Genomic DNA, 25,765 nt, shown 5'->3' on the forward strand with positions numbered 1-25,765 from the left:
AACCATGTCCGATCAACGTATTTCGGCGGATTTTATCGCCGAGCATAATTCCGGTTTCGAAAATGCGCTGAAAAGCGATTATCAGGCGCTGGGCGAACAGCTTTCGCGCCGCGGCATCGAGATCGACACCATCACCGACAAGGTGGCAAGCTATTTCGTCGCCGTGCCGTCATGGGGTACGGGCACGGGCGGCACCCGTTTCGGTCGTTTTCCAGGCAAGGGCGAGCCGCGCGGCATTTTCGACAAGCTGGACGATTGCGCCGTCATCAACGAGCTTTCGCGTGCGACGCCGAATGTTTCGCTGCATATCCCGTGGGACAAGACCGATCCGAAGAAGCTGAAAGCCCATGCCGAAGCGCTTGGTCTCGGCTTCGACGCGATGAACTCCAACACGTTTTCGGATTCGGCTGACCAAAAACTGTCCTACAAATACGGATCGCTCACCCATGTCGATCCGGCGGTGCGGGCGCAGGCGGTCGAGCACAATCTCGAATGTATCGAGATCGGCAATACCATCGGCTCCAAGGCGCTGACGGTGTGGCTCGGCGACGGGTCCAATTTCCCCGGCCAGCAGAATTTCACCCGTGCTTTCGAGCGCTATCTGGCTTCGATGGGCGAAATCTACAAGGCTCTGCCCGACGACTGGCGGCTGTTTTCCGAACACAAGATGTATGAACCGGCCTTCTATTCGACGGTGGTTCAGGACTGGGGCACAAACTATCTGATCGCCTCGACGCTTGGTCCCAAAGCGCAATGTCTGGTCGATCTTGGCCATCATGCGCCCAACACCAATATCGAAATGATCGTGGCGCGGCTGATGCAGTTCGGCAAACTCGGCGGTTTCCATTTCAACGACAGCAAATATGGCGATGACGATCTCGACGCCGGTTCCATCGATCCCTATCGGCTGTTTCTGGTGTTCAACGAGCTGGTCGATGCCGATTATCGCGGCGTGAAGGATTTCAATCCGGCCCATATGATCGACCAGTCGCACAATGTGACCGATCCGCTGGAGAGCCTTATTTCGTCGGCAAATGAAATCCGCCGCGCCTATGCGCAAGCGCTGCTGGTAGACCGCGAGGCGCTGGAAACCTATCAGCAGGAAAACGATGCGCTGATGGCGTCGGATACGCTGAAACGCGCTTATCGCACCGATGTCGAGCCGATTTTGGCCGAAGCGCGCCGCCGCACCGGCGGGGCGATCGAACCGATTGCCGCCTATCGCGCCAGCGGTTATCGCCAGAAGGTCGCGGCGGAACGCCCGGAAAGCAAAAGCGACAGCGGCGCTTTCAACTGATTGAATTCAAACAAGCGCCGACGGAGAAAACTTCGTCGGCGCTGGTCTTTTATACCCGACCGTAAATATCGTCGAACCGCACGATATCGTCTTCGCCGAGATATTCGCCGCTCTGCACTTCGATCAACACCAGGGGCAGAATGCCAGGATTTTCCAGACGGTGCTTGAAGCCGCAGGGAATATAGGTCGATTGGTTGTTGGTCAGCAGAATTTCCCGGTCGCCATTGGTCACCTTGGCGGTGCCGGACACGACGATCCAGTGTTCAGAACGGTGATGATGCGCCTGAAGGCTGAGGCGGCGTCCGGGCTTCACCTCGATGCGCTTGATCTTGAAGCCGTCGCCCTCTTCCAGCACGGTGTAGGTGCCCCATGGGCGATGGGCGGTGCGGTGCAGCTTGGCGGCTTCGTGGCCATCGGCGCGCAGACGGTTGAAAACCTTGCGCACATCCTGCGCCTTGTCGCGATGGGCGACGAGCAGCGCGTCCGGTGTATCGACGACTAAAAGGTCGTGCACGCCGACAAGGCTGACCAGCCGGGTCTCCGACAGCACGAAACTATTGGTCGTGTCTTCCAGAACGGTTTCGCCGCGCAGGCGGTTTCCGTCCGCGTCCGGATTTATCAGGTCGGCCATGGCCGCCCAGGAGCCGATATCCGACCAGCCGCAGGAAACCGGAATGCAGGCAATATTGTCGGCCTTCTCCATGATGGCATAATCGATGGAAATGGCCGGGGTCGCGGCAAACTCGTCCTTTGGAATTTCGATTGTCTTGGTGTCGCCATTGACGCCGCGTCGCGCATTTTCAAGCGAGGCCTGCACGCCGTTGAAAATCTCCGGCGCGTGGGCGCGCATCGCTTCCAGCATGGTTCTCGCGGTAAAGCAGAACATGCCCGAATTCCAGAAATAGCGTCCGCTCTCGACATAGGCCTGCGCGGTTTGCGCATCCGGCTTTTCGACAAAGCGCAGCACGTCCACGCCGTCCGCCTCGATATAGCCAAAACCCGTTTCCGGGTGATCCGGCACAATGCCGAATGTCACGATGCGACCGGTTTCGGCAAGCTGTTGTGCTTTTTGGACGGCTTCCGCAAAGGCGGGCTCGTTTTCGATCAGATGATCGGCAGGCATCACCAGAAGCGTGGCATCGGGGCCGTATGTCGCGGCGGCATGCATGGCGGCGAGTGCTACCGCAGGCGCGGTATCGCGACCCAGCGGCTCCAGCAGAAACGCATTATCGGTCTTGGGTGCCTTGGCGTCCGCATAGGCGTCGAGCGTCAAAAACAGAAAATCGCGATTGGTGACAGTCAGGATGTGATCGACGCCTTCAAGCCGTGCCGCCCGGTTATAGGTCTTACCGATCAGCGTGCTGCCGTCGGGCAATTCGATGAAGGGCTTGGGGTGAGCATCGCGCGAAAGCGGCCAGAGCCTTGAACCGGAACCGCCGCTGATGATGACAGGAATAAAGCTCATTGCTCAGGCATCCTTTGTTGCGTTGCGGGCGATATCGAGGCCCATGGCCAGAAGTTCGGCGGCCTGGTTTTCATTGGCCGCTTCCACATAGCAGCGTAATTCCGGCGCATTGCCGGAAGCGCGATAATGGACGGCATTGCCGGAATGGAAGAACAGTTTGACGCCATCAATGGCTTCAGACCGGATGATCGCATCATTGGACGGAAACAGCGCCTTGCGCCCCGCTTCATCCTTGAGGATGGCGAGAAACGCGCCGCTCTTTTCCTGCGGAACATTTTGCAGACGGTCGCTAAGCGCAATGCGAAAGTTGAAAGCCGCGCCGATTTCCGCAAGCGGCTTGCCCTGCTCCTTGATCGCGCTTAGGCAGGCGAGGATCGGCAAAAGTGCGTCGCGGGTTGGCAGCGCGGACAGCGTGTGGCTTTTGCGGGTACTGTCGCTGCCCAAAAGCACGCCGCCATTGGCTTCGAAACCGACGGTGATCTTTGCACCCTCGGACTTGGCACGGTGCATGCCTTCGATGACATAGGGCGAGCCGACGCGGGTTCTGACAACGCGGGCGAAACGCCCGCATTCTTCCAGTGCCGCATTGGACGTGACCGGCGTGACGATTGTATCCGCGCCGATCCAGCTTGCGGTGATTGCGCCGACGAGATCGCCGCGCACGAACTGGCCGCTTGCATCGGCAATCAGCGGCCTGTCCGCATCGCCATCCGTGGAAACGATGGCGTCAAGGCGGTTTTCCTTGGCCCACTGGTCGAGAAGCCGGATATCTTCCGGGCGCAATGCCTCGGTATCGACGGGCACAAAAGTGTTGGAGCGCCCAATGGCAATGGTTTCCGCGCCAAGCGCGGTCAGAATATCCGTTATAACATCGCGGGCGACCGACGAGTGCTGGTAGACGCCGACGCGCAGGCCCTTGAGCGCGCCGCGGCCCAGATAATCGATATAACGTTTCTCGTAGGCGCTGGTCGCGGCATCACTTTGTGCATCATTGCTGAAATGACGGGCGGTCAGGTCTGCGGGCAGGGCGGCATAGGCCGCGCTGATCCCCTGTTCGTCGGTCTTGTCGATTTCGCCATCGGCGCGATAGAATTTCAGGCCATTGCGGTCGTCGGGAATATGGCTTCCCGTCACCATGATGGAGGGTGCCTGTTTCGCCATGGCGTAAAAGCTGAGTGCCGGGGTGGGCAGCACACCGCAATTCACCGGCGTAAAGCCAGCGTCTTCAATGGCTGCCATGCAAAGCGCGGCAATGTCGGGGCTGGACGGGCGAAGGTCACGTCCGACGAAAACCTCCGCACCTTTTTTTAGCTTGCCGCTTTCGGCGAGCATTCGCACAAAGGCGAGCGAATAGGCATAGGCGGGCAAGCCGTTCAGCTCATCCGCCAATCCCCTGAGACCGCTGGTGCCAAATTTAAGGGAACTGCCACTCATGCCTTCACTCTGCCTTCTTGCGAAACTGCACCATCGAGCATGGCCAGATATCTTATAACCTTATTTCGATACAGGACCGATCCCCTCAATGGTGCAAAGTTATCTACCCTATTGCGGGTGATAATCCTTATAGGCGGGTAAATTCAAATCGTTAAGGCTTTCAGCGTTAACGATCGCCCGCGCGACAGCATCCGCCATGACCGTTGCAGCGATGGCGCCGATGGCGGTCACGTCCGCTTCCACATCCTTGGCCTTGCCTGTCGAGAGGGCGAAAATCGTGTCGCCGTCCCACATGGTGTGGATCGGATTGATGGTGCGCGCAAAGCCGTCATGGGCCATGCCTGCAATCTTCTTCAGTTCCGCCTTGTTGAACGGCACATTGGTGGCAATCGCCCCGATGGTCGTGTTGGCCCCGCCGGATTTGACGACGCCGTGGCCTTGCATGATGGCCTGCATCGTATCGCGGAAACCCTTGCCGTCCTCGGTGCGCGCACCGGCCAGAATCTGGCGCGAACTGGGCGCATAGACATCGCCGACCGCGTTGACGGCAACGATTGCGCCGACCACGATTTCTGTGCCCGGCACCGTGTAGCTTGCCGTGCCAAGGCCGCCCTTCATGGCGAAATCCTTGCCGAACATCTTGCCGACCGTCGCGCCAGCGCCAGCGCCGATATTGCCTTCACCGGAGGCTTCCGCCTTGGCCGCCTTGCAGGCGAGATAGCCGGCTTCCTCATCGGGGCGGATCGAAAAATCGCCGACGCCGAGATCCATCAGGATGGCGGCTGGCACAATCGGCACCACGCCGCTGCCGATCTTGAAACCGAGCTTGTTTTCTTCCAGATAGCGCATGACGCCGGTCGCCGCACTCAGACCGTAGGCGCTGCCGCCGGACAGGAGAATGGCCTGCACCTGCTGCACATAATTGATCGGATCGAGCAGGTCCGTTTCGCGTGTGCCGGGCGCGGAGCCGCGCACATCGACGCCAGCCGAAGCGCCTTCTTCACATAAGAGAACGGTGCAGCCGGTCGGGCGCTTGGTCAGCGTGTGATGGCCAAGCTTGATCCCTGGTACATCCGAAATGCTTCCGCCCATAAGTTCAAGCATGCTCTTTCCTCCCGTGCTCGCTGCCGATGCCGCGCTGACGACAAAGGGCATTGCTCCCAGCCCCGCAAGCGATTTGCCGAATGTTCTGCGATCCATAAACAGTTTTCTCCTCCATTGAACGCTTTACTCCGAAAGCGCATTCTTTTCGCGTGCGCGACGTTGGCGCAGCACATCCGCCACGAAGGTGCGCGACAGGGCATGATAGAGCGGCTCGTTGGAGATGAGCCGCGCCGTACCGTAACCGAGCATTGAGGCGCACATCAGCGGAATGACATTGTTATGATTGCCGGTCATTTCGAGAATGATGACGAAAGCCGTCATCGGGGCCTGCACGACGCCGGCAAAATAACCCGCCATGCCCAGCACGGCGGCAAGGCTCGCGCTGGTGCCGAGCACAAGGCCGATGGTGCTGCCGAGACCTGCGCCGACCGAAAGCGACGGGGCGAAAATGCCGCCCGGAATGCCCGAAATCATCGAAAGCAAACCGGCGACGAATTTTTCAACGAAATAGAATGGCGGCAAGGCCGCGCCCTCGACCGCGCCGCGCGCCTGATCATAGCCGGTGCCGAACGTCGCGCCGCCTGAAGCGATGCCGATAATCGCGACCAGAAGACCGCAAATACCGGCGAACAACACAGCGTTGCGCAGCGGCACCTTCTGCACATGGCGGCGCACACGCCGCCCCAGATTGAGCGCAAGCGCGCTGAAAACCGCGCCGAAAGCGCCGCCTATCACGCCGCAGGCGACGACCAGAACCCAGTCGCGGGCGGTCGTTGCCGTAACGGTGGTCATGCCGAAATAATTGTAGTTGCCGACCAGACCGAGCGAGGCGAGACCAGCCAGAATGACGGCGGACAGCACCAGCCCGTTGGTGCGCGCCGCATAGGCGCGGCCCATTTCCTCAATCGCGAAGACAATCCCGGCCAGCGGCGTGTTGAAGGCGGCGGCGATACCGGCGGCCGATCCGGCAAGGATAAGCCCGCGCGCCTGTTCCATGCCGCCGATCCGCGCCGATTGCAGCATGATCGATGCGCCGATCTGTACCGTCGGGCCTTCGCGCCCGATGGATGCGCCGCAGAAAAGACCGGCGACGGTCAGCAGTATTTTGCCGACTGCAACGCGAATGGAGAGAAGCAGGGACCGGTCCTGATGATCGTCGAGATGCCGCGCCGCGATGGCTTGGGGAATACCGCTGCCGCCGGAATTCGGAAACCAGGCAATGGCGATCCATGAGCAAGCCATGAAGCCGAGCGGCGTGATCACAAGCGGCAGCCATGCGCGCCAGACATTGCCGCCGGTGCCGTCCGTCAACGCCTTGAACCAATCCTGCGCGATATCGGCGGCTTCTGCAAAACCGACGCTGATGATGCCGATGGCGAGCGCGCCGCACCAGAAAACGAGCCTTGGTTTCCAAAGCCGTGGCGACATCCACATCGCTCTGGAACGGCGGATCAACGGAACGCGCTTATACGACTTTCGCATTATCTCCCCTCGGGACGGGTACATGTCCTATGCGGTCTATCACGCTAATTCTTAGCGGTAACTGAAACTTGTAAGCAAAAGGCTTTCCATTTGGTCATAACCGTGTTACCAGCCGGTGCCAATTCAACCAAGTAAACCCTGATTGTCGCTGCTCCCGGACATTTCCCGGAGAGGCGGCTTTTCTTATTCAAAGGAATTGGCAATGGCAAAAATCGTGGAATCGCCCACCGGCGCTCTCGCTCTCACATTCGACGATGTGCTCCTGCAGCCGGGCCATTCCGAAGTCATGCCGGGTCAGGTGGACCTGCGCACCCGCATCGCCAAGGATATCGAACTCAATCTGCCGCTTCTCTCCGCCGCCATGGACACGGTGACGGAATCGCGTCTCGCCATCGCCATGGCGCAGGCAGGCGGCATCGGCGTCATTCACCGCAATCTCACGCCGGAACGTCAGGCCGAAGAAGTCCGTCAGGTGAAAAAATTCGAATCCGGCATGGTCGTCAACCCGGTCACCATCGGCCCGGATGCGACACTGGCCGATGCGCAGGCGCTGATGAAGGCGCATGGCATTTCCGGCATTCCGGTCGTTGAAAACGCCACCAAGGGTCCGGGCCGTCTCGTCGGCATTCTGACCAACCGTGACGTGCGTTTTGCCTCCGATCCGGCTCAGAAGATCTATGAATTGATGACCCGCGAAAACCTCATCACGGTGCGCGAAAACGTCAATCAGGAAGAAGCCAAGCGTCTTCTGCATGCTCACCGTATCGAAAAGCTGCTCGTCGTTGACGACAAGGGCCGTTGCGTTGGTTTGATCACCGTCAAGGACATCGAAAAGTCGCAGCTCAACCCGAATGCCGCCAAGGATGCGCAGGGCCGTCTGCGTGCAGCCGCTGCAACCAGCGTTGGCGAAGACGGTTATGAACGCGCCGAACGCCTGATCGAAGCAGGCGTCGATCTTCTGGTGGTCGATACAGCGCATGGTCATTCGCAGCGCGTTCTCGATGCTGTCGCACGCATCAAGAAGGCCTATCCCAATGTCGCCATTCTGGCTGGGAATGTCGCCACCGCGGGCGGTACGCAGGCATTGATCGATGCCGGTGCGGATGCCGTCAAGGTCGGTATCGGACCGGGCTCGATCTGCACGACGCGTATCGTTGCCGGTGTCGGCGTGCCGCAGCTTTCGGCCATCATGTCGGCGGTGGAAGCAGCGCATAAGCAGAACATTCCGGTCATCGCCGATGGCGGCATCAAGTTCTCGGGCGATTTCGCCAAGGCACTTGCTGCCGGTGCTGTCGCCGCCATGGCCGGTTCGCTTCTGGCCGGTACGGAAGAAAGCCCGGGCGAGGTCTATCTGCATCAGGGCCGTTCGTTCAAATCCTATCGCGGCATGGGCTCGGTCGGCGCTATGGCCCGCGGTTCGGCAGACCGTTACTTCCAGGCGGAAGTGCGCGACGAGCTGAAGCTCGTGCCGGAAGGCATCGAAGGTCAGGTCGCTTACAAGGGGCCGATCTCGGCTGTGTTGCACCAGCTTGCCGGTGGCCTGCGCGCCTCGATGGGCTATGTCGGCGCGAAGACACTGGAAGAATTCCGCGAAAAGGCAACCTTCGTCCGCATTTCCAATGCGGGCCTGCGCGAAAGCCATTCGCACGGCGTCGCCATTACCCGTGAAAGCCCGAACTATCCGGGCGGCATGTAAGGCAAACTCGCTTCGTATTGAAGCGCATGAAAGCCGGAGCCTCGCGCTCCGGCTTTTGTTTTGATTTGGCGATTGCCTTTTGCCTGCAAGGAAGGCTATGCCGTGACAGTTAGTTAGTAAGGAGAAGCAATGCGGCTTGGTGGACGCCTGCAGGCGGCAATCGAGGTTCTGGGCGATATCGAAGCGGGCAAACGCCCGGCTTCTGATGTGCTGAAGGACTGGGGTTCCGCTCATCGTTTCGCAGGCGCGGGCGACCGCGCGGTGATTGGCAACATTGTCTATGACGCACTGCGCCGCAAACTCTCCATCGCATGGCGCATGGATGCCGACGATGCGCGCGCTCTGGCCTTTGGCGCTTTGCTGGCCGATGGTGGCATGGATATTGCTGCCATCGACGCAGCGCTGGATGGCGACAAGTTCGCACCTGAAACGCTGGAACAGGCACGCCGTATCGCCTGGGAAAGCCGCGATAGCGCTGCCGCACCCGATTATGTTCAGGCCGATGTGCCGGAATGGTGTGCCGCCTCGCTTCAAGAGCTTTTCGGCGAACGCTGGGTGGAAGAAGGCAAGGCGCTTGCCACCCGCCCGCCGGTCGATCTGCGCGTCAACAGCCTGAAGGCAAAGCCGGAACAGACACTCGCAGCGCTGGAAAAAGCAGGTGCTGCTCCCGCGCCATTTCTGGCGCAGGCATTACGCATTCCGCCGATCGAAGCGCTGGGCCGTCACCCGAATGTGCAGGGCGAACAGGCCTTTCTCGATGGCTGGTTCGAAGTGCAGGATCTGGGTTCACAGCTCGCCGCACTTTTTGCCGGAGCCAAACCCGGCGAACAGGTTCTCGATTATTGCGCGGGCGCTGGTGGCAAGACGCTGGCCTTGGCAGCAGCCATGCAAAACAAGGGGCAGGTGCACGCCTATGATGCGGAGCGGGCGCGGCTTTCGCCGATGCATGAACGCTTGCAGCGGGCTGGCGTGCGCAATACGCAGGTGCATGGCAATCTGGATGCGCTGGACCCCCTCACCGGCCATATGGACCTCGTTCTGACCGATGCGCCTTGCACCGGCTCCGGCACCTGGCGGCGCAGGCCGGATGCAAAATGGCGGCTGAATGACCAGCAGCTTGAGCGTCGGGTTCAGGATCAACAGGAAGTGCTGGAAGCGGCCAGGCATTATGTGAAACCGGGCGGTCGTCTGGCCTATGTCACCTGTTCGTTGTTTGCAGAAGAAAACACGCGGCAGGTTGCGCGCTTTCTGGCCGACAATCCTGATTTTACCGAAATGCCCGCGCAAGCGCTGTGGCAGTCTGTCGTAACGGATGCCGATGGCGCGGAACCGGTGTTTCCGTCGCATGGCAGTGTGTTTTCGCCATTGTCCACCGGCACGGACGGGTTTTATGTAAGTGTGATGAAGAAAGCTTCATAAATCGGGGAACAAATGTCAGCGCATCGCATAGCCGAACCGGATTTCAAGGAACGCGTCGAGGAGAGTTTCGGGCGGCAGGCCGCCATGAAACTGATCGGCGCAGAGCTGACGCGATGCGAACCCGGTATTGTCGAAGTGGAAATGCCGTTCCGCGAGGAACTCACCCAGCAGCACGGCATTCTGCATGCGGGCATGATTTCCGCGGCGCTCGATTCTGCCTGCGGCTATGCGGCGCTGACCCTGATGCCCGCCGACGCGGCGGTGCTGACGATTGAATTCAAAGTCAATCTGCTTGCGCCCGGCAAGGGCGAGCGCTTCCTGTTTCGCGGCGAGGTCACCAAGCCCGGCCGCACGATCATGGTCAGCGACGGGCAGGCTTTTGCCGTTACCGATACGGAAGTTCGGCTCATCGCCACAATGACAGGCACGATGATGGTCGTGCAGGATCGCAAGGGTTTGCAAGGATAGGGGTTGGCGCGCATGCTGAAGACTGTTGCCGGACGACGCCTGCTTTATGTCATGGCTGCCGACGCCGAATATGGGCGTCATCTGGCCAAGCTCTTCGATCCGCTGATGATCGGCGTCGGCCCGGTCGAGGCGGCGATCAATCTGTCCCGCGCGCTGTTCCGCATGGAAATCGACGGTGAGCAGCCCGATCTGGTGATTTCGCTCGGCTCGGCGGGGTCGGCAAAACTACCGCAGGCGGAAGTGTTTCAGGTCTCCGCCGTCTCCTATCGCGACATGGACGCCTCGCCGCTCGGCTTCGAAAAGGGGCTGACGCCATTTCTCGATCTGCCGAAGATGATCAAGCTGCCGTTTCAGGTGGAAGGTGTTGCCAGCGCCACGCTATCGACCGGCGCCAATATCGTTTCCGGCAATGTCTATGAGACCATCGACGCGGATATGGTGGACATGGAAACATTCGCCTGCCTGCGCGCCTGCCAGATTCATGGCGTACCGCTCTATGGCCTGCGCGGCATTTCGGACGGCGCGGACGAGCTGCATCATGTCGGTGACTGGACGCAATATCTGCATATCATCGACGAGAAAATGGCTGTCGCAGTGGAAGAACTGGAAGCAGCTATTGCCGGTGGACTTTTGCCACCTCCTGACAATGGTGTGTCAGGATAGGCCCCATTCCTGTCACTGCGCTGTTGAGGGAAGTGCATATAATCCGTATATGCCCACCACATAAACATTGCATCCTCACCACTTTTTAAATAGATGCTGCACATGAGCACCACGGCACATCCTGACACAATCCTGATCATCGACTTTGGCAGCCAGGTCACGCAGCTGATTGCGCGACGTGTACGCGAAGCCAATGTCTATTGCGAAATCGTCCCGTTCCAGTCTGCGGAAGAGGCATTCCAGCGGTTGAAGCCAAAAGGCGTCATCCTCTCGGGCAGCCCGCATTCGACGACCGACATCGGCTCGCCGCGCGCGCCGCAGGCGGTCTTCGACGAAGGCATTCCGGTTCTCGGCATATGCTACGGCGAACAGACCATGTGCGCCCAGCTGGGCGGCAATGTCGAAAGCGGCCATGACCGCGAATTCGGTCGCGCCTTCCTCGACGTGCAGGAAGACAGCCCGCTTTTCGCCGGTATCTGGGCCAAGGGCACCCGCCATCAGGTCTGGATGAGCCACGGCGACCGCGTCACCGCACTCCCGGACGGTTTCACCATCATCGGCACCTCGCCGAATGCACCTTTCGCGGCCATTGCCGATGAAAAGCGCAAATATTACGGCGTGCAGTTTCACCCGGAAGTCGTGCATACGCCGGATGGCGCCAAGCTGTTGCAAAATTTCGTTCATCGTATTGTCGGCGTGAAGCCGGGCTGGACGATGGGCGCCTATCGCGAGCAGGCCGTCGAGGCGATCCGCAAGCAGGTCGGCAGCGGCAAGGTTATCTGCGCTCTCTCCGGCGGCGTGGATTCGTCTGTCGCAGCCCTTCTGGCGCATGAAGCCATTGGCGATCAGCTCACCTGTATCCTCGTTGATCACGGTCTGATGCGCAAAAACGAGGCGAGCCAAGTCGTGGAAATGTTCCGCGAACATTATAACCTTCCGCTGATCCTCGTGGACGCATCCGACCGCTTCATCGGCGCGCTGGAAGGCGAAAGCGATCCGGAAAAGAAGCGCAAGACGATTGGCCGTCTCTTTATCGAAGTGTTCGAAGAAGAAGCCAAGAAGCTCGGCGGCGCGGATTTCCTCGTGCAGGGCACGCTTTATCCGGACGTCATCGAAAGCGTTTCGTTCACAGGCGGCCCTTCGGTCACGATCAAGTCGCACCACAATGTGGGTGGCCTGCCCGAGCGCATGAAGATGCAGCTCGTTGAGCCGCTGCGCGAATTGTTCAAGGATGAAGTTCGCCTGCTCGGCAAGGAACTCGGCCTGCCGGACAGCTTCATCGGTCGCCACCCGTTCCCGGGTCCGGGCCTTGCCATCCGCTGCCCGGGCGGCATTACTCGCGACAAGCTGGAAATCCTGCGCGAAGCCGATGCGATCTATCTCGATGAAATCCGCAAGGCTGGCCTCTATGATGCCATCTGGCAGGCTTTCGCCGTTCTGCTGCCGGTGCAGACCGTCGGCGTGATGGGCGATGGCCGCACTTATGAATTCGTCTGCGCACTGCGCGCAGTCACTTCGGTGGACGGCATGACTGCGGATTTCTACCACTATGACATGAACTTCCTTGGCAATGCGGCCACCCGCATCATCAATGAAGTCCGCGGCATCAACCGCGTCGTCTACGACGTGACCTCGAAGCCGCCCGGCACCATCGAGTGGGAATAATCCCGCAATAGTCCAAAACAAAACCGCCGGAGTTCAAAACTCCGGCGGTTTTGTTTTGTGAGGTTCATAACAACTGTTCAGGGATATTGCGCGCCGGTCACGGTGAGATAAACCGCATAAAGCGACTTCGTGGCCGTGATGAACAGGCGGTTGCGGCGGGCGCCGCCGAAGGTCACATTGGCGACCGTCTGCGGCGTCTTGATCTTGCCGAGCAGCGTGCCTTCCGGCGAGAAGCAATGCACGCCGTCGCCCGCGCTGGTCCACAGATTGCCATCCGTATCGAAGCGGAAGCCGTCCGGCAGGCCGTTGTCGATGGTGCAGAATATGCCGCCGCCCGTCACGCGCTTGCCGCCATCCACAACGTCGAAAACGCGGATATGGCGCGGCGCATTCTCGTCGTGGCTGTAGGCGCTGTCGGCAACATAAAGCTTCGTCTCGTCCGGCGAGAAAGCAAGGCCATTCGGCTGGTGGAAATCGGTGACGACGGAGTCGATTTCGCCGGTCTTCGGGTCGAGGCGATAGACATTGCGCGTCGGCTGTTCCGGGTCGGACTTGTAGCCTTCATAATCCGCCAGAATGCCGTAGGTCGGATCGGTGAACCACACCGTTCCGTCCGAGCGCACGATGACATCGTTTGGCGCATTCAGCTTTTTGCCCTGATAGCTGTCGGCTAGCACGGTGATGCTGCCATCTGGCTCCGTGCGCGTGACGCGACGACCGCCATGCTCGCAAGTGACGAGGCGTCCCTCGCGGTCGCGCGTATTGCCGTTGGAGAAATTGGACGGATTGCGGAACACCGAAACGCCACCGCCAACTTCGCTGCCCGACACCCAGCGCAGGATGCGCTGGTTCGGGATATCGCTCCACAAGAGGCAGTTCAGGTCGTTGAACCAGACTGGGCCTTCCGCCCAGCGGCAGCCGCTATAAAGTTCGTCCAGATCGGCGCTCGGCACGATCATCTGCTTGAAACGTTCGTCGTGGATTTCGTAGATCGAAACAGTCTGAGACAAGGGAGGTACTCCGAGAAATTTTAACGCTCTGCCCGGCGACTGCTGGCAAGGAAGATCACCGCGATGATGGTGAGGCCAGTCAGCACGAGGCGAACACCGGCGCCAAAGCCGTAGGTGTTGAGCATCGAGACTATGAGGAACATGAAGAGCGCGGCACCCCAAATACCAGGGATGTTGGAATCGCCGCCCGCAACCGCCGTACCGCCGATGATGACCACGGCAATCGACATCAGCAGATATTCCGCGCCCATGTTTAGCGCCGCGCCGCCGGAAAAGCAGGCCAGCAGAAAGCCGCAGAGCGAGGCCAGCACCGCGCAGAGCAGATAGGTGACGAAGCGTGTGCCATCGACCGGAACGCCTGCCATGCGGGCTGCGAAGGGGTTCTGGCCGATTGCCGAAATCCAGCGTCCATAGATGCTCTTCTTCAAAAGCACCCAGCCGATCAGCGACAGGATCAGCGCCACGATGGCGACATTGGGAATGCCGAGCGTGGAGGCGGTGGTAAACTGCGCAAGGCTTTCCGGCGGCTTCACGCGCAGTCCGCGATTGCTCCAGATGGCGGTGGACTGGATCAGGAAGCTCATCGACAGGGTGGCAATAATGGGCGGAATGCGCAGGAGCTTGATCAGCGCATAGTTGCAGATGCCGATGGCAAGTCCGATCAGCAGCGCCACGGCAAGGCCTGCCAGAATCATGCCGTCCTGCGTATCCATGAGTTTCAGCGCCAGCGTGGCGGCAAGCGTCATGTTGGCAGGCACCGACAGGTCGATATTGCCGGGGCCGAGCGTGATGACGAACATCTGCCCGAGACCAACGATCACCGAAAAGGACGCGAAAGTGAAGGCTGCATGCGACAGGCCTTGTGCGCCCGTGCCGCCGGTGAAGAGAATGGTGATAATCCACACCGCAGCGGTCGCGATAAACGACCATATCCACGGACGACTGGTGAGAATGGCAAGGCCGTTCATTGCTTTTTCTCCCTCTTTTCGAGGCGATTGAGGAAGAGGCGCAAGGCCAGCACCACGATGAGAATGCCGCCCTGCGCGCCGATCTGCCAGTCCGGCGAGATGCGCATGAAGGAGAGGAACGAGCCGGCGAGTGTCAGCGTCAGCGCGCCGATCACCGCGCCAATGGGCGAGACGCGCCCGCCAACGAACTCACCGCCGCCCAGAATGACGCCCGCGATGGAAAGCAGCGTATAACGTAACGCGATATTGGCATCCGCCGAGGTGGTGAGGCCGACGAGCGCGATCCCGGCCAGCACGGCAAAAAAGGCGGCCAGCGCATAGGTCGCAGCGCGGATGGCCGTGACCGACCAGCCTGCGCGCTCGATGGAGCGGGTATTGCCGCCCGCACCGCGCATCAGCACGCCGAAGGTCGAGCGCATGACGATGAAATGCGTGACGACGGCAATCACGATGCTGGCGACGATGGCCATCGGGATGAATGGCGGCTTGGCTGTCATGATCCAGCGCGCCCAGTCCGGTGCCTGTCCGCCGGGCGAGGGCAAGAGAAGCACGGCGAGGCCGCCCCAGACGAAGCTCATGCCGAGCGTTACGACGATGGAAGGCAAATTGCGCAAATGAATGATTGCGCCCAGCGCCGCATAAGCGGCGATTGCGGCTGCGAGGATCAGCACACCGATGAGGGGAGCCGTGTTGAGCCAGGTCGCCGCGACGCAGACGACAAAGCTCACAAAGGTTCCCATCGAAAGGTCAAGATCGTTGACGGCCATGATGAGCATCTGCGCGATGGTTGCCAGAGCGATAGGCACAGCCAGATTGAACAGCAGGTTCAACCCCGTATAGCTCATGGCGCGAGGCTGCATGTAGAAGACGGCAGCAAGGAGCAAAATCAGCGAGAATACCGGCGTCAGCAGGCGGATGGAGGAAGAGGAAAGGCGCATTATTCGTGTCCTCCCTCAAAGGATGCTGCAAGCACGTTCTTTTCCGTAATGTCTTCGCCAGTCAGTTCCGCGACGATAGCGCCGTCGCGGAAAACATAGACGCGGTCACAAAGTTCGATTTCGTCCATTTCGGTGGAATACCAGACGAAGGTGCGCCCGTTCTCGGCCTCATGGCGCAGGATTTCATAGACCTCCTGCTTGGTGCCCACATCGACGCCGCGCATCGGATCGTCCATCAAAATGGCGTTGGCGCTGGTTGCCAGCGCGCGGGCAAAAAGCACCTTCTGCTGGTTGCCGCCCGAAAGCGACAGGATGCGGTTGCCCATATCCGGCGTGCGGATCTGGATACGGTCTTTCCACTGGCCGCCCAGCGTGTCTTCGCGCTTTTGGTCAACGAGCTTTGCCGACGACAGCCGGTCCAGCGAGCCGATGGTGAGATTGTGCAGAATGCTCCACAGCGGGAAAGTGCCGTTGAGGCTGCGGTCGCCCGCCACGAATGCGATTTCGCATGTGCGGGCCGGAACCCAGTTTGGCCGCCGCGCATAGTAAAGGTCGAGCAGCATCTTGGTCTGCCCGTGTCCGGCGAGACCGGCAAGGCCGATGACTTCGCCCTTGAACGCCTGAAACGGCTTGATGTCGCTGGCGCGCTTGGCAAAGGACAGAACGGGCGTGCCGCTCGCATCGGTCTTTGCAACGCGGCGCGCTGCCTTTTCGCGCTCGACGCTTCCCATGGCTTCAACGAGGCTGCGATTGGTGAAATCTTTTGCCGCGCGGTTGGCGACCACCTTGCCGTCCTTCATCACCACGATGCGGTCGGAGGTGGAGAGAATTTCGCCCAGCATGTGCGAAATCAGGATAACGGAGCCGCCCGTGCCGACAAAACGGCGCACATAGGCCATCAGCTGCGCGGCAATGCCTGCGTCGAGCGAGGAGGTCGGTTCGTCCAGAATGACGAGCTTCGGTGCGGTGCCGGGCGCGGTGAAGTTGATGGCGATTTCGACCATCTGCCGCTCGGCGATGGAAAGCTCATCGATGGTGGAAGTGCAGTCGATCTTGTGGCCGGGGAAAATCTCGTCGAGCTTCTTGGCGATCAGTTCAACGGCCTTACCGCGCCAGTTCGCGCCGGTCAGGTCGCGTTGCATGATGCGGACATTTTCCGCAATGGTGAGGTTTGGAAACAGCGACAATTCCTGAAACACGCAGCGCACGCCGTGCTTGCGCGCGGTCACAACGCCATGCCCCGGTTCGCCGTGATAGGAAATGCTGCCTTCATGTGGGGAAAGCCCGCCATTGATGACATTGACGATGGTGGATTTGCCTGCGCCATTATGGCCGACCAGCCCCACACATTCGCCTTCGCGGATCACGAGTTCGGCGCCATCCAGTGCTTTTACCGCACCGAACTGCACGCGAATATTGCGCGCGGCGACGACCTCCTGTTTCTCTGCTGTTTCTGTCATACGCTCAACTAACGATTGGACGTTTTCCGGCGAAGCCAGCAAAGGGCGCGGCTGTCGGAAAGGCGTCAAAGAAAAGGGACAAAGAAGGGGCGAGGATGAACTCGCCCCTCACGTTGCAGGACGATCCGCTTACTTTGCGGCGTCGATGACCTTCTGCGCGTCTTCCAGCGAATATTCGACATTGGCGACGCCACCCTTCTGGGTGTTGGCCAGATCCTTGTCGAGTGATTCCTGGCTGACGCTGAGGAACGGAACCACGAGGTCCTTCTTCACGTCCTTGCCGTCGAGAATCTGCTGGGCGACCCAGAAAGCCAGCGTGGACACGCCCGGTGCAATCGAAACCGACATGGTTTCATAGCCATTGGCGTCTTTCTGCTGCTTCCACCACTGCAGTTCGTCTTCACGGTTGCCCATGATGATGGTCGGCGTTTCGCGCTTGGCAGCCGCAAAGGCCTGTGCGGCGCCATAACCGTCGCCGCCTTGCGTCACGACAGCGTCGATTTTCGGCAGGCTCGGCAGGATACCCGCCACGGCGCGCTGCGCAACGTCGGCAGCCCAGTCACCGTTGACGGAACCGACGATCTTGAACTTCGGATGTTTCTTAACGCCTTCTTCGATACCGGCATGGATGTTGTCATCGACCGAAACACCAGCGAGGCCGCGGATTTCAAGCAGGTTGCCGCCATCGGGGAAACGCTTTGCCAGATAGTCGATCTGGCCTTCGCCCATGGCCTTGAAATCGACCGCGATGCGCCAGGCGCAAGGCTCGGTGACAATGCCGTCGAAGGAAACGACGGTGATGCCCGCATCGCAGGCTTCCTTCACAGCGCCGTTCAGGGCGGTCGGCGAAGCGGCGTTGATGACGATGGCGTCATAGCCTTGCAGGATCATGTTCTGGATCTGGGCTGCCTGTTCCGTCGCCTGATTTTCAGCGGTCGTGAACGGGTCGGCGGCAGCCACCACACCCGCCTTCACGGCTTCCTTGGTGATCTTGTCCCAGCTTTGCAGCATGGCCTGACGCCAGGAATTGCCTGCATAATTGTTCGAGAATGCAATCTTCTTCGATGACGTGTCGGCAAGCGCGCTGCCCGCCGCAAGAACGCCTGCCAGTGCCGCAGACGCAAAAAGGATTTTCCCAAGCTTCATTTTTTCCTCCCGGTTGCAAATATTCCGCCCCGCAGCGCCCCGGCGCTTCGGTTCGTTTAAACTCAAAATTGGTGCGAAGCCTCCCGCACCGCCGCTCCTCAACGGCACCAACCGCAATTGACGTGATTTCCACTCTTGTCTTGCGGGCAATTTTCTGGTGAAGCGAAGATGAAAGAAGCGGCGCGGTCTGTGAAGGCCGAATGCAGCAACTGAGCTGCGGGTTCCCGCAGCAAAATTGCGGTTTCCCGCAGGACGCGCCGAGGAGGGCGCAGCTTATTATAAGTCTCATGGTTATGAGCGTAACTTGCGTTTGGAGGAGAAACGCTTGGCCGAACTCGCGCCCGGACGGCAGGATAGCAAGCACGATCACGGGCAGGCTGAGCGCCTCCTTGATCACTACCTGAATATTTCCCGGCTTCTGGCGGGGCAGCTCGATTTTGATTCCATCATACAGGCGGTGGCGGCGGAGATCGCCTGCATTCTGCCCTATGACCATCTCGACGTCTGCATCAAGATGCTGGACGGCAAGTTCCACATTGCCTATGAGGCCGGTATCGCGACCGCCTGGAGCCGCAATCCGCCAGCGCTTCTGTCTGGCAGTCCAATCCGCACCCTGTTGTCCGGCGAGGCGGGTTATCTCCTGACCGACGATGCCCGCACCGATCCGCGCTTTCATTTCGAAGGCTCTTTTTCCAGCCCCATCATCGAGCACGATCTCAAGGGCCGGGTTCATGTTCCACTCAAGGCGCAGGGCGATATCATCGGCGCGCTGAGCTGTTCCAGCTTGACGCCTGCCTGCTATTCCATGCGCGACGTAGAGAACGGGCAATCGATTGCCGATCTTCTCGCGCCTTACTTTTTTGCCATTCGCGCCGCCGAGCAGGCCAAGCGTTCGGCCATCGTGGAAACGGAAGCCCGTGCCCGCGAGGAGGGCTTGCGGTCCGGCGCGCTGAAACTGACCGAGGCGCTGGAAACCGAGCGGCACCGCATCGGCATGGATTTGCATGACCAGACGCTGGCTGATCTCACCCGGCTTGCCCGTCATGTCGAGCGGCTCACCCGTGCGCCCGATCTTTCCGGTGAACAGCTGGAGCCGCTGTTTCGCGGTCTCCAGCATTGCATGCGCGATCTGCGGCAGATCATCGAGGAGGCCAAGCCCTCCATTCTACAGCTGTTCGGTTTCGTGCAGGCAACGGAAAACCATCTCGACCGGTCGGTGCGCGATAGTGATGCGGCGATTGAGTGGACGCTGGATGACCAGAGCGACGGCATGGCCGACAGGCTGGAAGAAACGGTCGCGACCTCGCTGTTTCGCATCGTTCAGGAAGCGATCAACAATGTCATCCGCCATGCCCATGCCAGCGAATTGCGGGTGAAGCTGAGCGACCGGGGCGGGCGGCTTCTGGTGGAAGTGATCGATAATGGTATCGGGACCGACCGCCCGGTCCAGCGCCCCGGTTCGGCTGCCGAATTAACGCCCGAACTCACATTGGGCCATGGCATCGACAATATGCGCACGCGCGCGCGGCTGATTTCGGCAGGTTTCGCCATCCGCAAAAATGCGACAGGCCCGGGGACAAGCGTAACGGTGCTTTTGCCGCCGGAAATGTGCAAACCGATGAATGGAGAGAGCGATGCAGGTTCTGATCGTTGAGGATGACCCGCTGCATCGCACTTATCTCAGCGAGGCGGTGCGCGCAGCACTGCCGGAATGCAGCGATATATTCGAGGCCGGAAACGGGTCGGCGGGCGAGAAACTGGCGCGCCAGCATCGCGATGCGCATATCGTGATGGACTTGCAGATGAATGGTCGCAACGGCATCGAGGCGGCGCGTACCATCTGGAAGGAAAATCCCGAAACCCGCATCCTGTTCTGGTCGAACTATGCCGATGAGGCCTATGTGCGCGGCGTGTCGCGCATTGTGCCGGAAGGTGCGGCCTATGGCTATGTGCTGAAATCGGCCTCCGACGACAAACTGCGGCTGGCGCTGCGCAGCATTTTCGTCGAGGCGCAATGCGTCGTCGACCGGGAAGTGCGCGGCTTGCAGCAGAAGAGCCTCAGCCATGCCAGCGGCTTTACCGAGAGCGAATATGAAATCCTGATTGATATCGCGCTCGGCCTGACGGACAAGACGATTGCGCGCCGACGCAATCTGTCGCTGCGCAGTGTTCAAAACCGCTTGCAGCAGCTTTATGAAAAGCTCGGCGTCTATCAGGAAAAAAGCGATAGCGACGAGGGACGGTTCAATTTTCGCGCCCGCGCCGTGACCGTGGCGCTGTTGCGCAAATTGTTGAATTACAGCGCACTGGAGCGCGCAGAAGCCGAACTCAACGAATGGTTGAGCCGGCAATCCGCTTAGCGCCGATTACGTCCAGAAATAACGCACGAAGTGAAAGAACACCGGCGCTGAAAAGACGAGGCTGTCGGCGCGGTCGAGCATGCCGCCATGGCCTTCGATCATGTGGCCCCAATCCTTGACGCCCCGGTCGCGCTTGATGGCCGAAGCCACCAGCCCGCCGAAAAAGCCCATGACGCAAGAGACCGCCGCCAGCGCGCCCGCCTGAAGCGGTGAGAAAGGCGTAAGCCAGGCAAGCCCCGCACCCAGCAAGGATGCGCTGGCCACGCCGCCAACAAAGCCTTCCCAGGTCTTGGAAGGCGAGATATTCGGCGCGATGCGATGCTTGCCGAACAGTTTGCCGAACACATATTGCAGCACGTCGCTGCCCTGAACGGTCGCGACCAGAAAGGCGATCAGCAGCAGTTTTTCACTGTCATAGCCGGGGATATCCAGCGTCATCAGCGCCGGAACATGGCTGATGCAATAGACCGACAGCATGATGCCCCATTGCTGTTCGCTGATGCGTTCGAGAAAGCGCGATGTATCGCCGGAAAGGGCGGTCAGCACCGGCATTGCGAGGAAGCAATAGACCGGAATGAAGATCGAATAGAGCCCATACCATTCGATCCAGATCAGATAATACTGCACCGGAATGACCAGCAGAAACATGCCGAGCAGGATACGGTGATCGCTGCGGCGGGTCTGGGTCAGCGTTACATATTCGCGCAGCGATGCGAAGGATACGAGCGCGAACAGCACGATCACGCCGCCTTTGCCGAACAGGAAGGCGATGCACATGGCCGCGACCATGATCCACCATGCCTTGATGCGGGCATTGAGGTTGACCAGTGTGGATGAAAGCGGTTTTGGCGCGCGCCAGGACAGTATGGCGGCGACAAGGCTTGCTGTCCCCAGAACGCCCATGAGGCCGATGAATAATTGGGTGGTTTCGCTCATGGGCGGTTCCCGTTTCTGGGCTGAATATCGAGAAGTTGTTGGCGCGCTCGCGTCAGAAATTCCTTGCGGTCCTCGCCGTCGCCAAGTTGCACCGGCGCACCGAACACGACGCGGCACAGCAATGGCACCGGCAGGGCAGCGCCTTTCGGCAGCACGCGCGACATGTTCTCGATCCAGCAGGGGACAAGTTCGACATCGGGCCGCGCCAGCGCGAGATTGTAGAGACCGGAGCGAAAACGCAGCAGCGGCTCATCCGTCATGTTGCGTGTGCCTTCCGGGAAGATGATCAGCGAATGCCCATCGGCCAACGCGGTCAGCATCACTTCCATCGGGTCCTGCGTTCGCTCCACCCAGTTGCGTTCAACCAGCACGGTGCGCAGCAGCACTTCGGCCATGAATTGCCGCACGCGATTGGCGCGCCAGTAGTCTGCGCCCGCCACGGCGCGGGTGCGCGCCCGTTCTTCCTGATTGAGACAGGAGGCGAGCAGGATGAAATCGCCATGACTGGTGTGGTTGGCATAATAGATGCGCTGGTTGCGCGATGGCCCCGTGCCGCTCCAGATCGGTCGCACGCCGGTGATGCCGCGTGACAGGATGGCGAGCAACGAGCCGAACAAAGATTGCACCTGATGACGAATGATGGTGCGCATGTCAGAACTCCGCGCCCGGTGGCAGAAGCGCCAGCAGGCTGAACAAGATGATAGCCAGTCCGAGAGAAAGATTTAGACGGCGGACAATGCGGCGCGTTCCCGCAATACGGTCGGAGAGCGGGCGCACGGCCGGTTGTTTTGCCCGCAGGCCCATCCGTTCCAGAACGGAATCGACTTCGGCAAGGGCTACTGTTTCATCGTCGCCAGCGGCGATCATCCGAAACAAGGCGGCGTCGAACAGGAGATGCGCGGCAATGCCCAGCCCAATCAGGGTGCTTGCCAGTAGCACCGGCCATATCAGCCAGAAGGCGAGGTCGTGCTGCGCGCGCGCAAACGGCGCGACACCGACCAGCACAATCGCAATACCAAGCCCGATAAAGGCGCGGCGGCGCAAGGCTTTGGCACTATGTGCGGCTGGAGAGATCATTCGGGCACCTCATGGGCGTGCAGCCGGAGCGGCCAGCCTTTGGCGCGGATGAGGTTTTCGGCCTCACGGGCGCTGGTCGCATGCCCGGATTGCACCAGCCAGTCGACGGCAACGGTTGCGCTTCGCTGGAAGCCAAGCGCACAGCAGATCAGGACCGGGCCTGCGTGGCAGGCCGCTTCCACCGTATCGGCGGCGAGCCGAACCTTCTCCGGCGATGGCGGCAGCAGGTCCATGCAGCAGAAGCTTTTCCAGTCTTCCGCACCGCGCGGCGCAACCAGTTCGGCAGTTAAGTCGATGACGGTTGAGAAGGTGCGGGCTTCGCTTTTCGACGGGAAGCGACCGAGAAACACAGTGTCGGTCAGAGCAATGTAAGGCGGTAATTTCCGTGTCCAGAAAAGGATATTGAGGCGCGCAAACAGCCGGTATGGTGCGAGCAGCCACCGGCTTGCAAGGCTGACTGTGCCGTCTGTCCGTTTCTGGAAAACGTCGGGACCGGCCCCGAAATAGCCCGCCGCCACGATGGCGAGAGCAAGGGCTGGCCAGAACCAGAAAATCGCATAGCCGGTCAGCGTCAGGCCATGAATGCCAAGTGCCAGCAACAATAGCGCACCCGCCAGATAATAACTGCCGAGACGCCGTGCTTTTGCATTATCCGTCAGACGAAAACCGGCAAGTGGCGATGGGCCGGTACGCGGAAACAGCCAGAGCACGAAAAAGCCAAGCAGTGCCCCTGCCGGAATATCGACTGCATGGTGCTGATAGGTTGTCAGCACCGACAGTCCGATCAGCAGGCACCAGATATGCCAGACGGTGCGGGTGCCGCCGCGCATGATGCGGCGCATCTGATCCCAGATGACGATCAACAGCGCGATATGCAGCGAAGGCGCCTGATTGAACGGCTTGTCGAAGCCGCCCAGCACATCGAACATGAAGCCCGGCAGGCCGGAGGTCTCGGGCTTCACGAAAGTCGCGGTCAGCGGAAAGGCGACGAAGCAGATAACGGCGATGATCTGCGCCGTCAGATAGCGCTTTGCGAGACGGTCCACCTGTTCGGGGCTTTCATTGACGAAAAGCGCAATGGCATAGAACAGGTTCACCGACCAGTAGGGCACGATGCTCCACGCGATGAACGGGACTCGGCTTTCCCAGCCAAATGCCAGATTGGGAACTTCGACGCGCAGCGAAGCGAGCCAATTGGCGGTGCCATAGGTCAGGTAGAAAAAGGGACCGAGAAACAACAGCCATAGAATGGCGCGCCGGATGACCGGCCGCCGTGGTGAACCGTCGATCCCGCCCAATGCTGCTGTCACGCTTCCGGCTCTCCGATGCGCTCGGCGATGGAAACGGTGAAAATGCCCCACTGGTCGACGCGCTGTTCTAGCTTGCGATAACCGGCCTTTTCCACCAACTGATCCATTTCCCCTTGCGTGCGGCGACGCATTATCCAGGCTTCGCCGCCGCGATGTGACGTCAGCGCGCGGGCGATCATTTCAAGCTGCGGATGCCATGGCTGGTTGGTGTAAATCAGCAGAGAGCCGGGCTTTTGCGCCCGCGCCAGCCCCGACAGCGAGCGCTCGATCAGCGCATTGTCGGCAAAAAGCTCATAGAGGCCGGATACGATTGCCAGATTTGGCCGTGGCTCGATGGCGGCGAGGCTATCCGCATCGAAGGCGTCGCCTTCTTCCATGCGGGCAATGGTTTCCAGCCCGCGATCGGCGATCAGCTTGCGCCCGGCAACCACATTGATCGGCGAATAATCGCGCAAATATATGCTGTCGGGCATGATGCCCGCGCGCGCCACCGCATCGATCACATAGCGGCCATGGCCGCAGGCAATATCGAGGATATTGGTGGGGCGGCCTTCGCTTTTCAGGCGGGCCAGCGCCTTGCCGATCAGCTCTTCCAGATGCACCTTGCGCTGACGGATGCCACGCCAGCCAATGGCGTCGAGAAACTGCCGGTCGATCAGCTTGCCGCCAGGGCCAAACCCGCGCGTTTCGTTTTCATAGACATAATCGAGTGTCGAGCCGGAATCGAAACCGGTGCGCCGCCCCACTTTCAGCCCTTCGGAAAAAAGCGCGCCAAAGGCGATGGACGAGCGGGTCGAGGCCCAGTAAAGCCCGCGCGGCGACAACAGCGGCAACGGACTGGAAAGCCTGTCGGCTTCGTCGCGTGTATAGCCCGCAATATGCGCTTCGGTCAGGTCGGCGCGCTGCGGCGCTTCGGCAAAGCGCTGGTCGATGAAGGTCTTGATCTTGTCGATAGCCTGCTTGCGATCCTTCTCGCCCAGCGTATCGTGATAGAAACCCTTCAGCACGTGCCGTTCCTTGATGCGGCTGCCGAGATTTTCGAAAAAGCGATGCTGGGGCGTGGGGCGCACCACAAAATCGCTGCCGGAAATCAGAAGCTGTGTCGGCACGGTGATGGCGCGTGCATCATCCACCACGCGCTTTGCCGCTTCATAAAGTTGCAGCAGAATATGCGAGGCGATGGGGCGGGTGATCAGCGGGTCGGTGCGATAGGATTCGATCCGTTCGGGATCATGGGTCAAAAACTGCGGCTTGACGTAGGAATTGACGTAGAACGTGCCCTTCAGCTTCTGCCACAGTGCAATGCCTTCCTTGGCGAAAGGCACATAGAGCTTGATGTCGAAGGCGGGCGACGCCAGCACCAGCGCCCGGATATTCGGCGCATAGTCGTGCACCCATGCGGCGGCAAGCACTGCGCCCACGCTCTGCGCGATGATGGCGACGTCTTCAATGGCCACGCCGGTTTCTTCACGTATATGCGCGACAAAGCTGTCGAGATCGCGGATCGATGCGCCGAAGGACGGCGAGAAACCGCGCTCGCCGGGGGACTTTCCGTGGCCGCGTGCATCCCATGCATAGAAGGCGAAATCATCGAGGCCCAGTTCATCGACCAGATGCGCAACGCGCCCGCTATGTTCGTGGCCGCGATGCAATAGGACGATCACACCCTTTGGCTTGGCGGAGGCAGCGGGCCAGACACGGTAGAACAGCGATGTACCGTCATGGGTTGTAAACCGGGCTTCCGTCGCTTCGCGATGCGCCGTCTTGTGCGTCGGCATTTCTGCATGCTGGCTCATCCGGTCCCTCCCAATTGCTTAATTCAAGCTGCCCGCAATCAATTAACCCCAATTAGTATTGAGTGCAGTAG

At 60.1% G+C, this 25,765-nt stretch carries 22 protein-coding genes; 8 read left to right on the plus strand and 14 right to left on the minus strand.

The annotated features are described in order from the left end of the window. Positions 1–4 precede the first annotated feature (4 nt). On the plus strand, positions 5–1,297 hold the full coding sequence (gene rhaI, locus ABWW11_RS18510; RefSeq protein WP_109366809.1) for an L-rhamnose catabolism isomerase: 1,293 nt from the start codon (positions 5–7) through the stop codon (positions 1,295–1,297). A gap of 49 nt (positions 1,298–1,346) precedes the next feature. On the opposite strand, the gene ABWW11_RS18515 is transcribed toward rhaI, so the two are convergent. The 4 genes from ABWW11_RS18515 to ABWW11_RS18530 all read right to left on the minus strand — a co-directional run bounded on the left by ABWW11_RS18515 (position 1,347) and on the right by ABWW11_RS18530 (position 6,782). Continuing rightward, the gene (locus ABWW11_RS18515; RefSeq protein ID WP_109367934.1) at positions 1,347–2,762 is read right to left on the minus strand and encodes a mannose-1-phosphate guanylyltransferase/mannose-6-phosphate isomerase; all 1,416 of its coding nucleotides are present in this window, start codon (positions 2,760–2,762) and stop codon (positions 1,347–1,349) included. Positions 2,763–2,765: 3 nt separating this feature from the next. Further along, on the minus strand, positions 2,766–4,196 hold the full coding sequence (locus ABWW11_RS18520) for a phosphomannomutase (protein WP_109367933.1): 1,431 nt from the start codon (positions 4,194–4,196) through the stop codon (positions 2,766–2,768). Positions 4,197–4,304: 108 nt separating this feature from the next. Further along, on the minus strand, positions 4,305–5,396 hold the full coding sequence (locus tag ABWW11_RS18525; RefSeq protein WP_109367932.1) for a P1 family peptidase: 1,092 nt from the start codon (positions 5,394–5,396) through the stop codon (positions 4,305–4,307). A 27-nt stretch (positions 5,397–5,423) separates the two neighbouring features. Continuing rightward, positions 5,424–6,782 (minus strand): chloride channel protein, encoded by a 1,359-nt coding sequence (locus ABWW11_RS18530; protein ID WP_109367931.1) that lies wholly within the window; start codon positions 6,780–6,782, stop codon positions 5,424–5,426. Between the two features lie 202 nt (positions 6,783–6,984). Here ABWW11_RS18530 and guaB point away from each other — a divergent pair, with 202 nt between their 5' ends. The 5 genes from guaB (at position 6,985) to guaA (ending at position 12,693) form a co-directional block, all read left to right on the plus strand. Further along, positions 6,985–8,478 carry an IMP dehydrogenase gene (guaB, locus tag ABWW11_RS18535; protein WP_109367930.1) on the plus strand — a complete coding sequence of 498 codons (1,494 nt, stop codon included), beginning with the start codon at positions 6,985–6,987 and terminating at the stop codon, positions 8,476–8,478. Positions 8,479–8,607: 129 nt separating this feature from the next. Further along, on the plus strand, positions 8,608–9,897 hold the full coding sequence (locus tag ABWW11_RS18540; RefSeq protein WP_109367929.1) for an RsmB/NOP family class I SAM-dependent RNA methyltransferase: 1,290 nt from the start codon (positions 8,608–8,610) through the stop codon (positions 9,895–9,897). Between the two features lie 12 nt (positions 9,898–9,909). Then, a complete protein-coding gene (locus ABWW11_RS18545; protein WP_109367928.1) occupies positions 9,910–10,365 on the plus strand; it encodes a PaaI family thioesterase in 456 nt (151 codons plus the stop codon). A 12-nt stretch (positions 10,366–10,377) separates the two neighbouring features. Further along, complete coding sequence (locus tag ABWW11_RS18550) at positions 10,378–11,028, plus strand: 5'-methylthioadenosine/S-adenosylhomocysteine nucleosidase (RefSeq protein WP_109368052.1); 651 nt, start codon at positions 10,378–10,380, stop codon at positions 11,026–11,028. A gap of 102 nt (positions 11,029–11,130) precedes the next feature. Next, positions 11,131–12,693, plus strand: a complete 1,563-nt coding sequence (guaA, locus tag ABWW11_RS18555) for a glutamine-hydrolyzing GMP synthase (protein WP_109368051.1) — start codon at positions 11,131–11,133, stop codon at positions 12,691–12,693. A 77-nt stretch (positions 12,694–12,770) separates the two neighbouring features. Here the strand turns inward: guaA and ABWW11_RS18560 are convergent, their stop codons facing one another. The 5 genes from ABWW11_RS18560 to ABWW11_RS18580 form a co-directional block, all read right to left on the minus strand. After that, positions 12,771–13,652, minus strand: a complete 882-nt coding sequence (locus tag ABWW11_RS18560; RefSeq protein WP_109368050.1) for an SMP-30/gluconolactonase/LRE family protein — start codon at positions 13,650–13,652, stop codon at positions 12,771–12,773. A gap of 71 nt (positions 13,653–13,723) precedes the next feature. After that, positions 13,724–14,671: an ABC transporter permease gene (locus ABWW11_RS18565; protein ID WP_109367927.1), complete on the minus strand. Its 948-nt coding sequence runs from the start codon at positions 14,669–14,671 to the stop codon at positions 13,724–13,726. Further along, positions 14,668–15,609 (minus strand): ABC transporter permease, encoded by a 942-nt coding sequence (locus ABWW11_RS18570; protein WP_121538390.1) that lies wholly within the window; start codon positions 15,607–15,609, stop codon positions 14,668–14,670. The genes ABWW11_RS18565 and ABWW11_RS18570 overlap by 4 nt, the downstream gene beginning before the upstream one ends. After that, positions 15,609–17,069: a sugar ABC transporter ATP-binding protein gene (locus tag ABWW11_RS18575; protein ID WP_109367925.1), complete on the minus strand. Its 1,461-nt coding sequence runs from the start codon at positions 17,067–17,069 to the stop codon at positions 15,609–15,611. The genes ABWW11_RS18570 and ABWW11_RS18575 overlap by 1 nt, the downstream gene beginning before the upstream one ends. Positions 17,070–17,198: 129 nt before the next feature. Next, entirely contained in the window at positions 17,199–18,215 is a 1,017-nt protein-coding gene (locus ABWW11_RS18580; RefSeq protein ID WP_109367924.1) for an ABC transporter substrate-binding protein, read from the minus strand. 325 nt (positions 18,216–18,540) lie between these two features. Here ABWW11_RS18580 and ABWW11_RS18585 point away from each other — a divergent pair, with 325 nt between their 5' ends. Both ABWW11_RS18585 and ABWW11_RS18590 read left to right on the plus strand, forming a co-directional pair. Beyond that, entirely contained in the window at positions 18,541–19,869 is a 1,329-nt protein-coding gene (locus ABWW11_RS18585; RefSeq protein ID WP_109367923.1) for a GAF domain-containing sensor histidine kinase, read from the plus strand. Continuing rightward, positions 19,850–20,575 carry a response regulator transcription factor gene (locus ABWW11_RS18590; RefSeq protein ID WP_109367922.1) on the plus strand — a complete coding sequence of 242 codons (726 nt, stop codon included), beginning with the start codon at positions 19,850–19,852 and terminating at the stop codon, positions 20,573–20,575. The genes ABWW11_RS18585 and ABWW11_RS18590 overlap by 20 nt, the downstream gene beginning before the upstream one ends. Before the next feature lie 6 nt (positions 20,576–20,581). On the opposite strand, the gene ABWW11_RS18595 is transcribed toward ABWW11_RS18590, so the two are convergent. From ABWW11_RS18595 to ABWW11_RS18615, 5 genes are read right to left on the minus strand one after another with little or no spacing between them, the layout of a single operon-like run. Beyond that, positions 20,582–21,511, minus strand: a complete 930-nt coding sequence (locus tag ABWW11_RS18595) for a phosphatidate cytidylyltransferase (RefSeq protein WP_109367921.1) — start codon at positions 21,509–21,511, stop codon at positions 20,582–20,584. After that, positions 21,508–22,161, minus strand: coding sequence for a lysophospholipid acyltransferase family protein (locus ABWW11_RS18600; protein WP_109367920.1), 654 nt, complete (start codon positions 22,159–22,161; stop codon positions 21,508–21,510). The genes ABWW11_RS18595 and ABWW11_RS18600 overlap by 4 nt, the downstream gene beginning before the upstream one ends. Before the next feature lies 1 nt (position 22,162). Next, positions 22,163–22,588 carry a hypothetical protein gene (locus tag ABWW11_RS18605; protein ID WP_109367919.1) on the minus strand — a complete coding sequence of 142 codons (426 nt, stop codon included), beginning with the start codon at positions 22,586–22,588 and terminating at the stop codon, positions 22,163–22,165. Further along, a complete protein-coding gene (locus ABWW11_RS18610; RefSeq protein ID WP_109367918.1) occupies positions 22,585–23,898 on the minus strand; it encodes a phosphatase PAP2/dual specificity phosphatase family protein in 1,314 nt (437 codons plus the stop codon). Before ABWW11_RS18610 ends, ABWW11_RS18605 begins: the two co-directional genes overlap by 4 nt. Further along, the gene (locus ABWW11_RS18615; RefSeq protein WP_371830824.1) at positions 23,895–25,676 is read right to left on the minus strand and encodes a bifunctional alpha/beta hydrolase/class I SAM-dependent methyltransferase; all 1,782 of its coding nucleotides are present in this window, start codon (positions 25,674–25,676) and stop codon (positions 23,895–23,897) included. The genes ABWW11_RS18610 and ABWW11_RS18615 overlap by 4 nt, the downstream gene beginning before the upstream one ends. Positions 25,677–25,765: the final 89 nt, after the last annotated feature.

The organism is Brucella sp. NBRC 113783 (assembly GCF_040372265.1).
Lineage (GTDB): Bacteria > Pseudomonadota > Alphaproteobacteria > Rhizobiales > Rhizobiaceae > Brucella > Brucella teleogrylli.

Excerpts from the sequence above, each read along its gene's own strand:
- ABWW11_RS18520 (WP_109367933.1), bottom strand. The coding sequence starts at position 4,196 with ATGAGTGGCAGTTCCCTTAAATTTGGCACCAGCGGTCTCAGGGGATTG.
- ABWW11_RS18550 (WP_109368052.1), top strand. The coding sequence starts at position 10,378 with ATGCTGAAGACTGTTGCCGGACGACGCCTGCTTTATGTCATGGCTGCC.
- ABWW11_RS18605 (WP_109367919.1), bottom strand. The coding sequence starts at position 22,588 with ATGATCTCTCCAGCCGCACATAGTGCCAAAGCCTTGCGCCGCCGCGCC.
- ABWW11_RS18590 (WP_109367922.1), top strand. The coding sequence starts at position 19,850 with ATGCAGGTTCTGATCGTTGAGGATGACCCGCTGCATCGCACTTATCTC.
- ABWW11_RS18580 (WP_109367924.1), bottom strand. The coding sequence starts at position 18,215 with ATGAAGCTTGGGAAAATCCTTTTTGCGTCTGCGGCACTGGCAGGCGTT.
- rhaI (WP_109366809.1), top strand. The coding sequence starts at position 5 with ATGTCCGATCAACGTATTTCGGCGGATTTTATCGCCGAGCATAATTCC.
- ABWW11_RS18515 (WP_109367934.1), bottom strand. The coding sequence starts at position 2,762 with ATGAGCTTTATTCCTGTCATCATCAGCGGCGGTTCCGGTTCAAGGCTC.
- ABWW11_RS18615 (WP_371830824.1), bottom strand. The coding sequence starts at position 25,676 with ATGCCGACGCACAAGACGGCGCATCGCGAAGCGACGGAAGCCCGGTTT.
- guaB (WP_109367930.1), top strand. The coding sequence starts at position 6,985 with ATGGCAAAAATCGTGGAATCGCCCACCGGCGCTCTCGCTCTCACATTC.
- ABWW11_RS18565 (WP_109367927.1), bottom strand. The coding sequence starts at position 14,671 with ATGAACGGCCTTGCCATTCTCACCAGTCGTCCGTGGATATGGTCGTTT.
- ABWW11_RS18600 (WP_109367920.1), bottom strand. The coding sequence starts at position 22,161 with ATGCGCACCATCATTCGTCATCAGGTGCAATCTTTGTTCGGCTCGTTG.
- guaA (WP_109368051.1), top strand. The coding sequence starts at position 11,131 with ATGAGCACCACGGCACATCCTGACACAATCCTGATCATCGACTTTGGC.
- ABWW11_RS18540 (WP_109367929.1), top strand. The coding sequence starts at position 8,608 with ATGCGGCTTGGTGGACGCCTGCAGGCGGCAATCGAGGTTCTGGGCGAT.
- ABWW11_RS18595 (WP_109367921.1), bottom strand. The coding sequence starts at position 21,511 with ATGAGCGAAACCACCCAATTATTCATCGGCCTCATGGGCGTTCTGGGG.
- ABWW11_RS18525 (WP_109367932.1), bottom strand. The coding sequence starts at position 5,396 with ATGGATCGCAGAACATTCGGCAAATCGCTTGCGGGGCTGGGAGCAATG.
- ABWW11_RS18545 (WP_109367928.1), top strand. The coding sequence starts at position 9,910 with ATGTCAGCGCATCGCATAGCCGAACCGGATTTCAAGGAACGCGTCGAG.
- ABWW11_RS18560 (WP_109368050.1), bottom strand. The coding sequence starts at position 13,652 with ATGATCGTGCCGAGCGCCGATCTGGACGAACTTTATAGCGGCTGCCGC.
- ABWW11_RS18575 (WP_109367925.1), bottom strand. The coding sequence starts at position 17,069 with ATGACAGAAACAGCAGAGAAACAGGAGGTCGTCGCCGCGCGCAATATT.
- ABWW11_RS18530 (WP_109367931.1), bottom strand. The coding sequence starts at position 6,782 with ATGCGAAAGTCGTATAAGCGCGTTCCGTTGATCCGCCGTTCCAGAGCG.
- ABWW11_RS18570 (WP_121538390.1), bottom strand. The coding sequence starts at position 15,609 with ATGCGCCTTTCCTCTTCCTCCATCCGCCTGCTGACGCCGGTATTCTCG.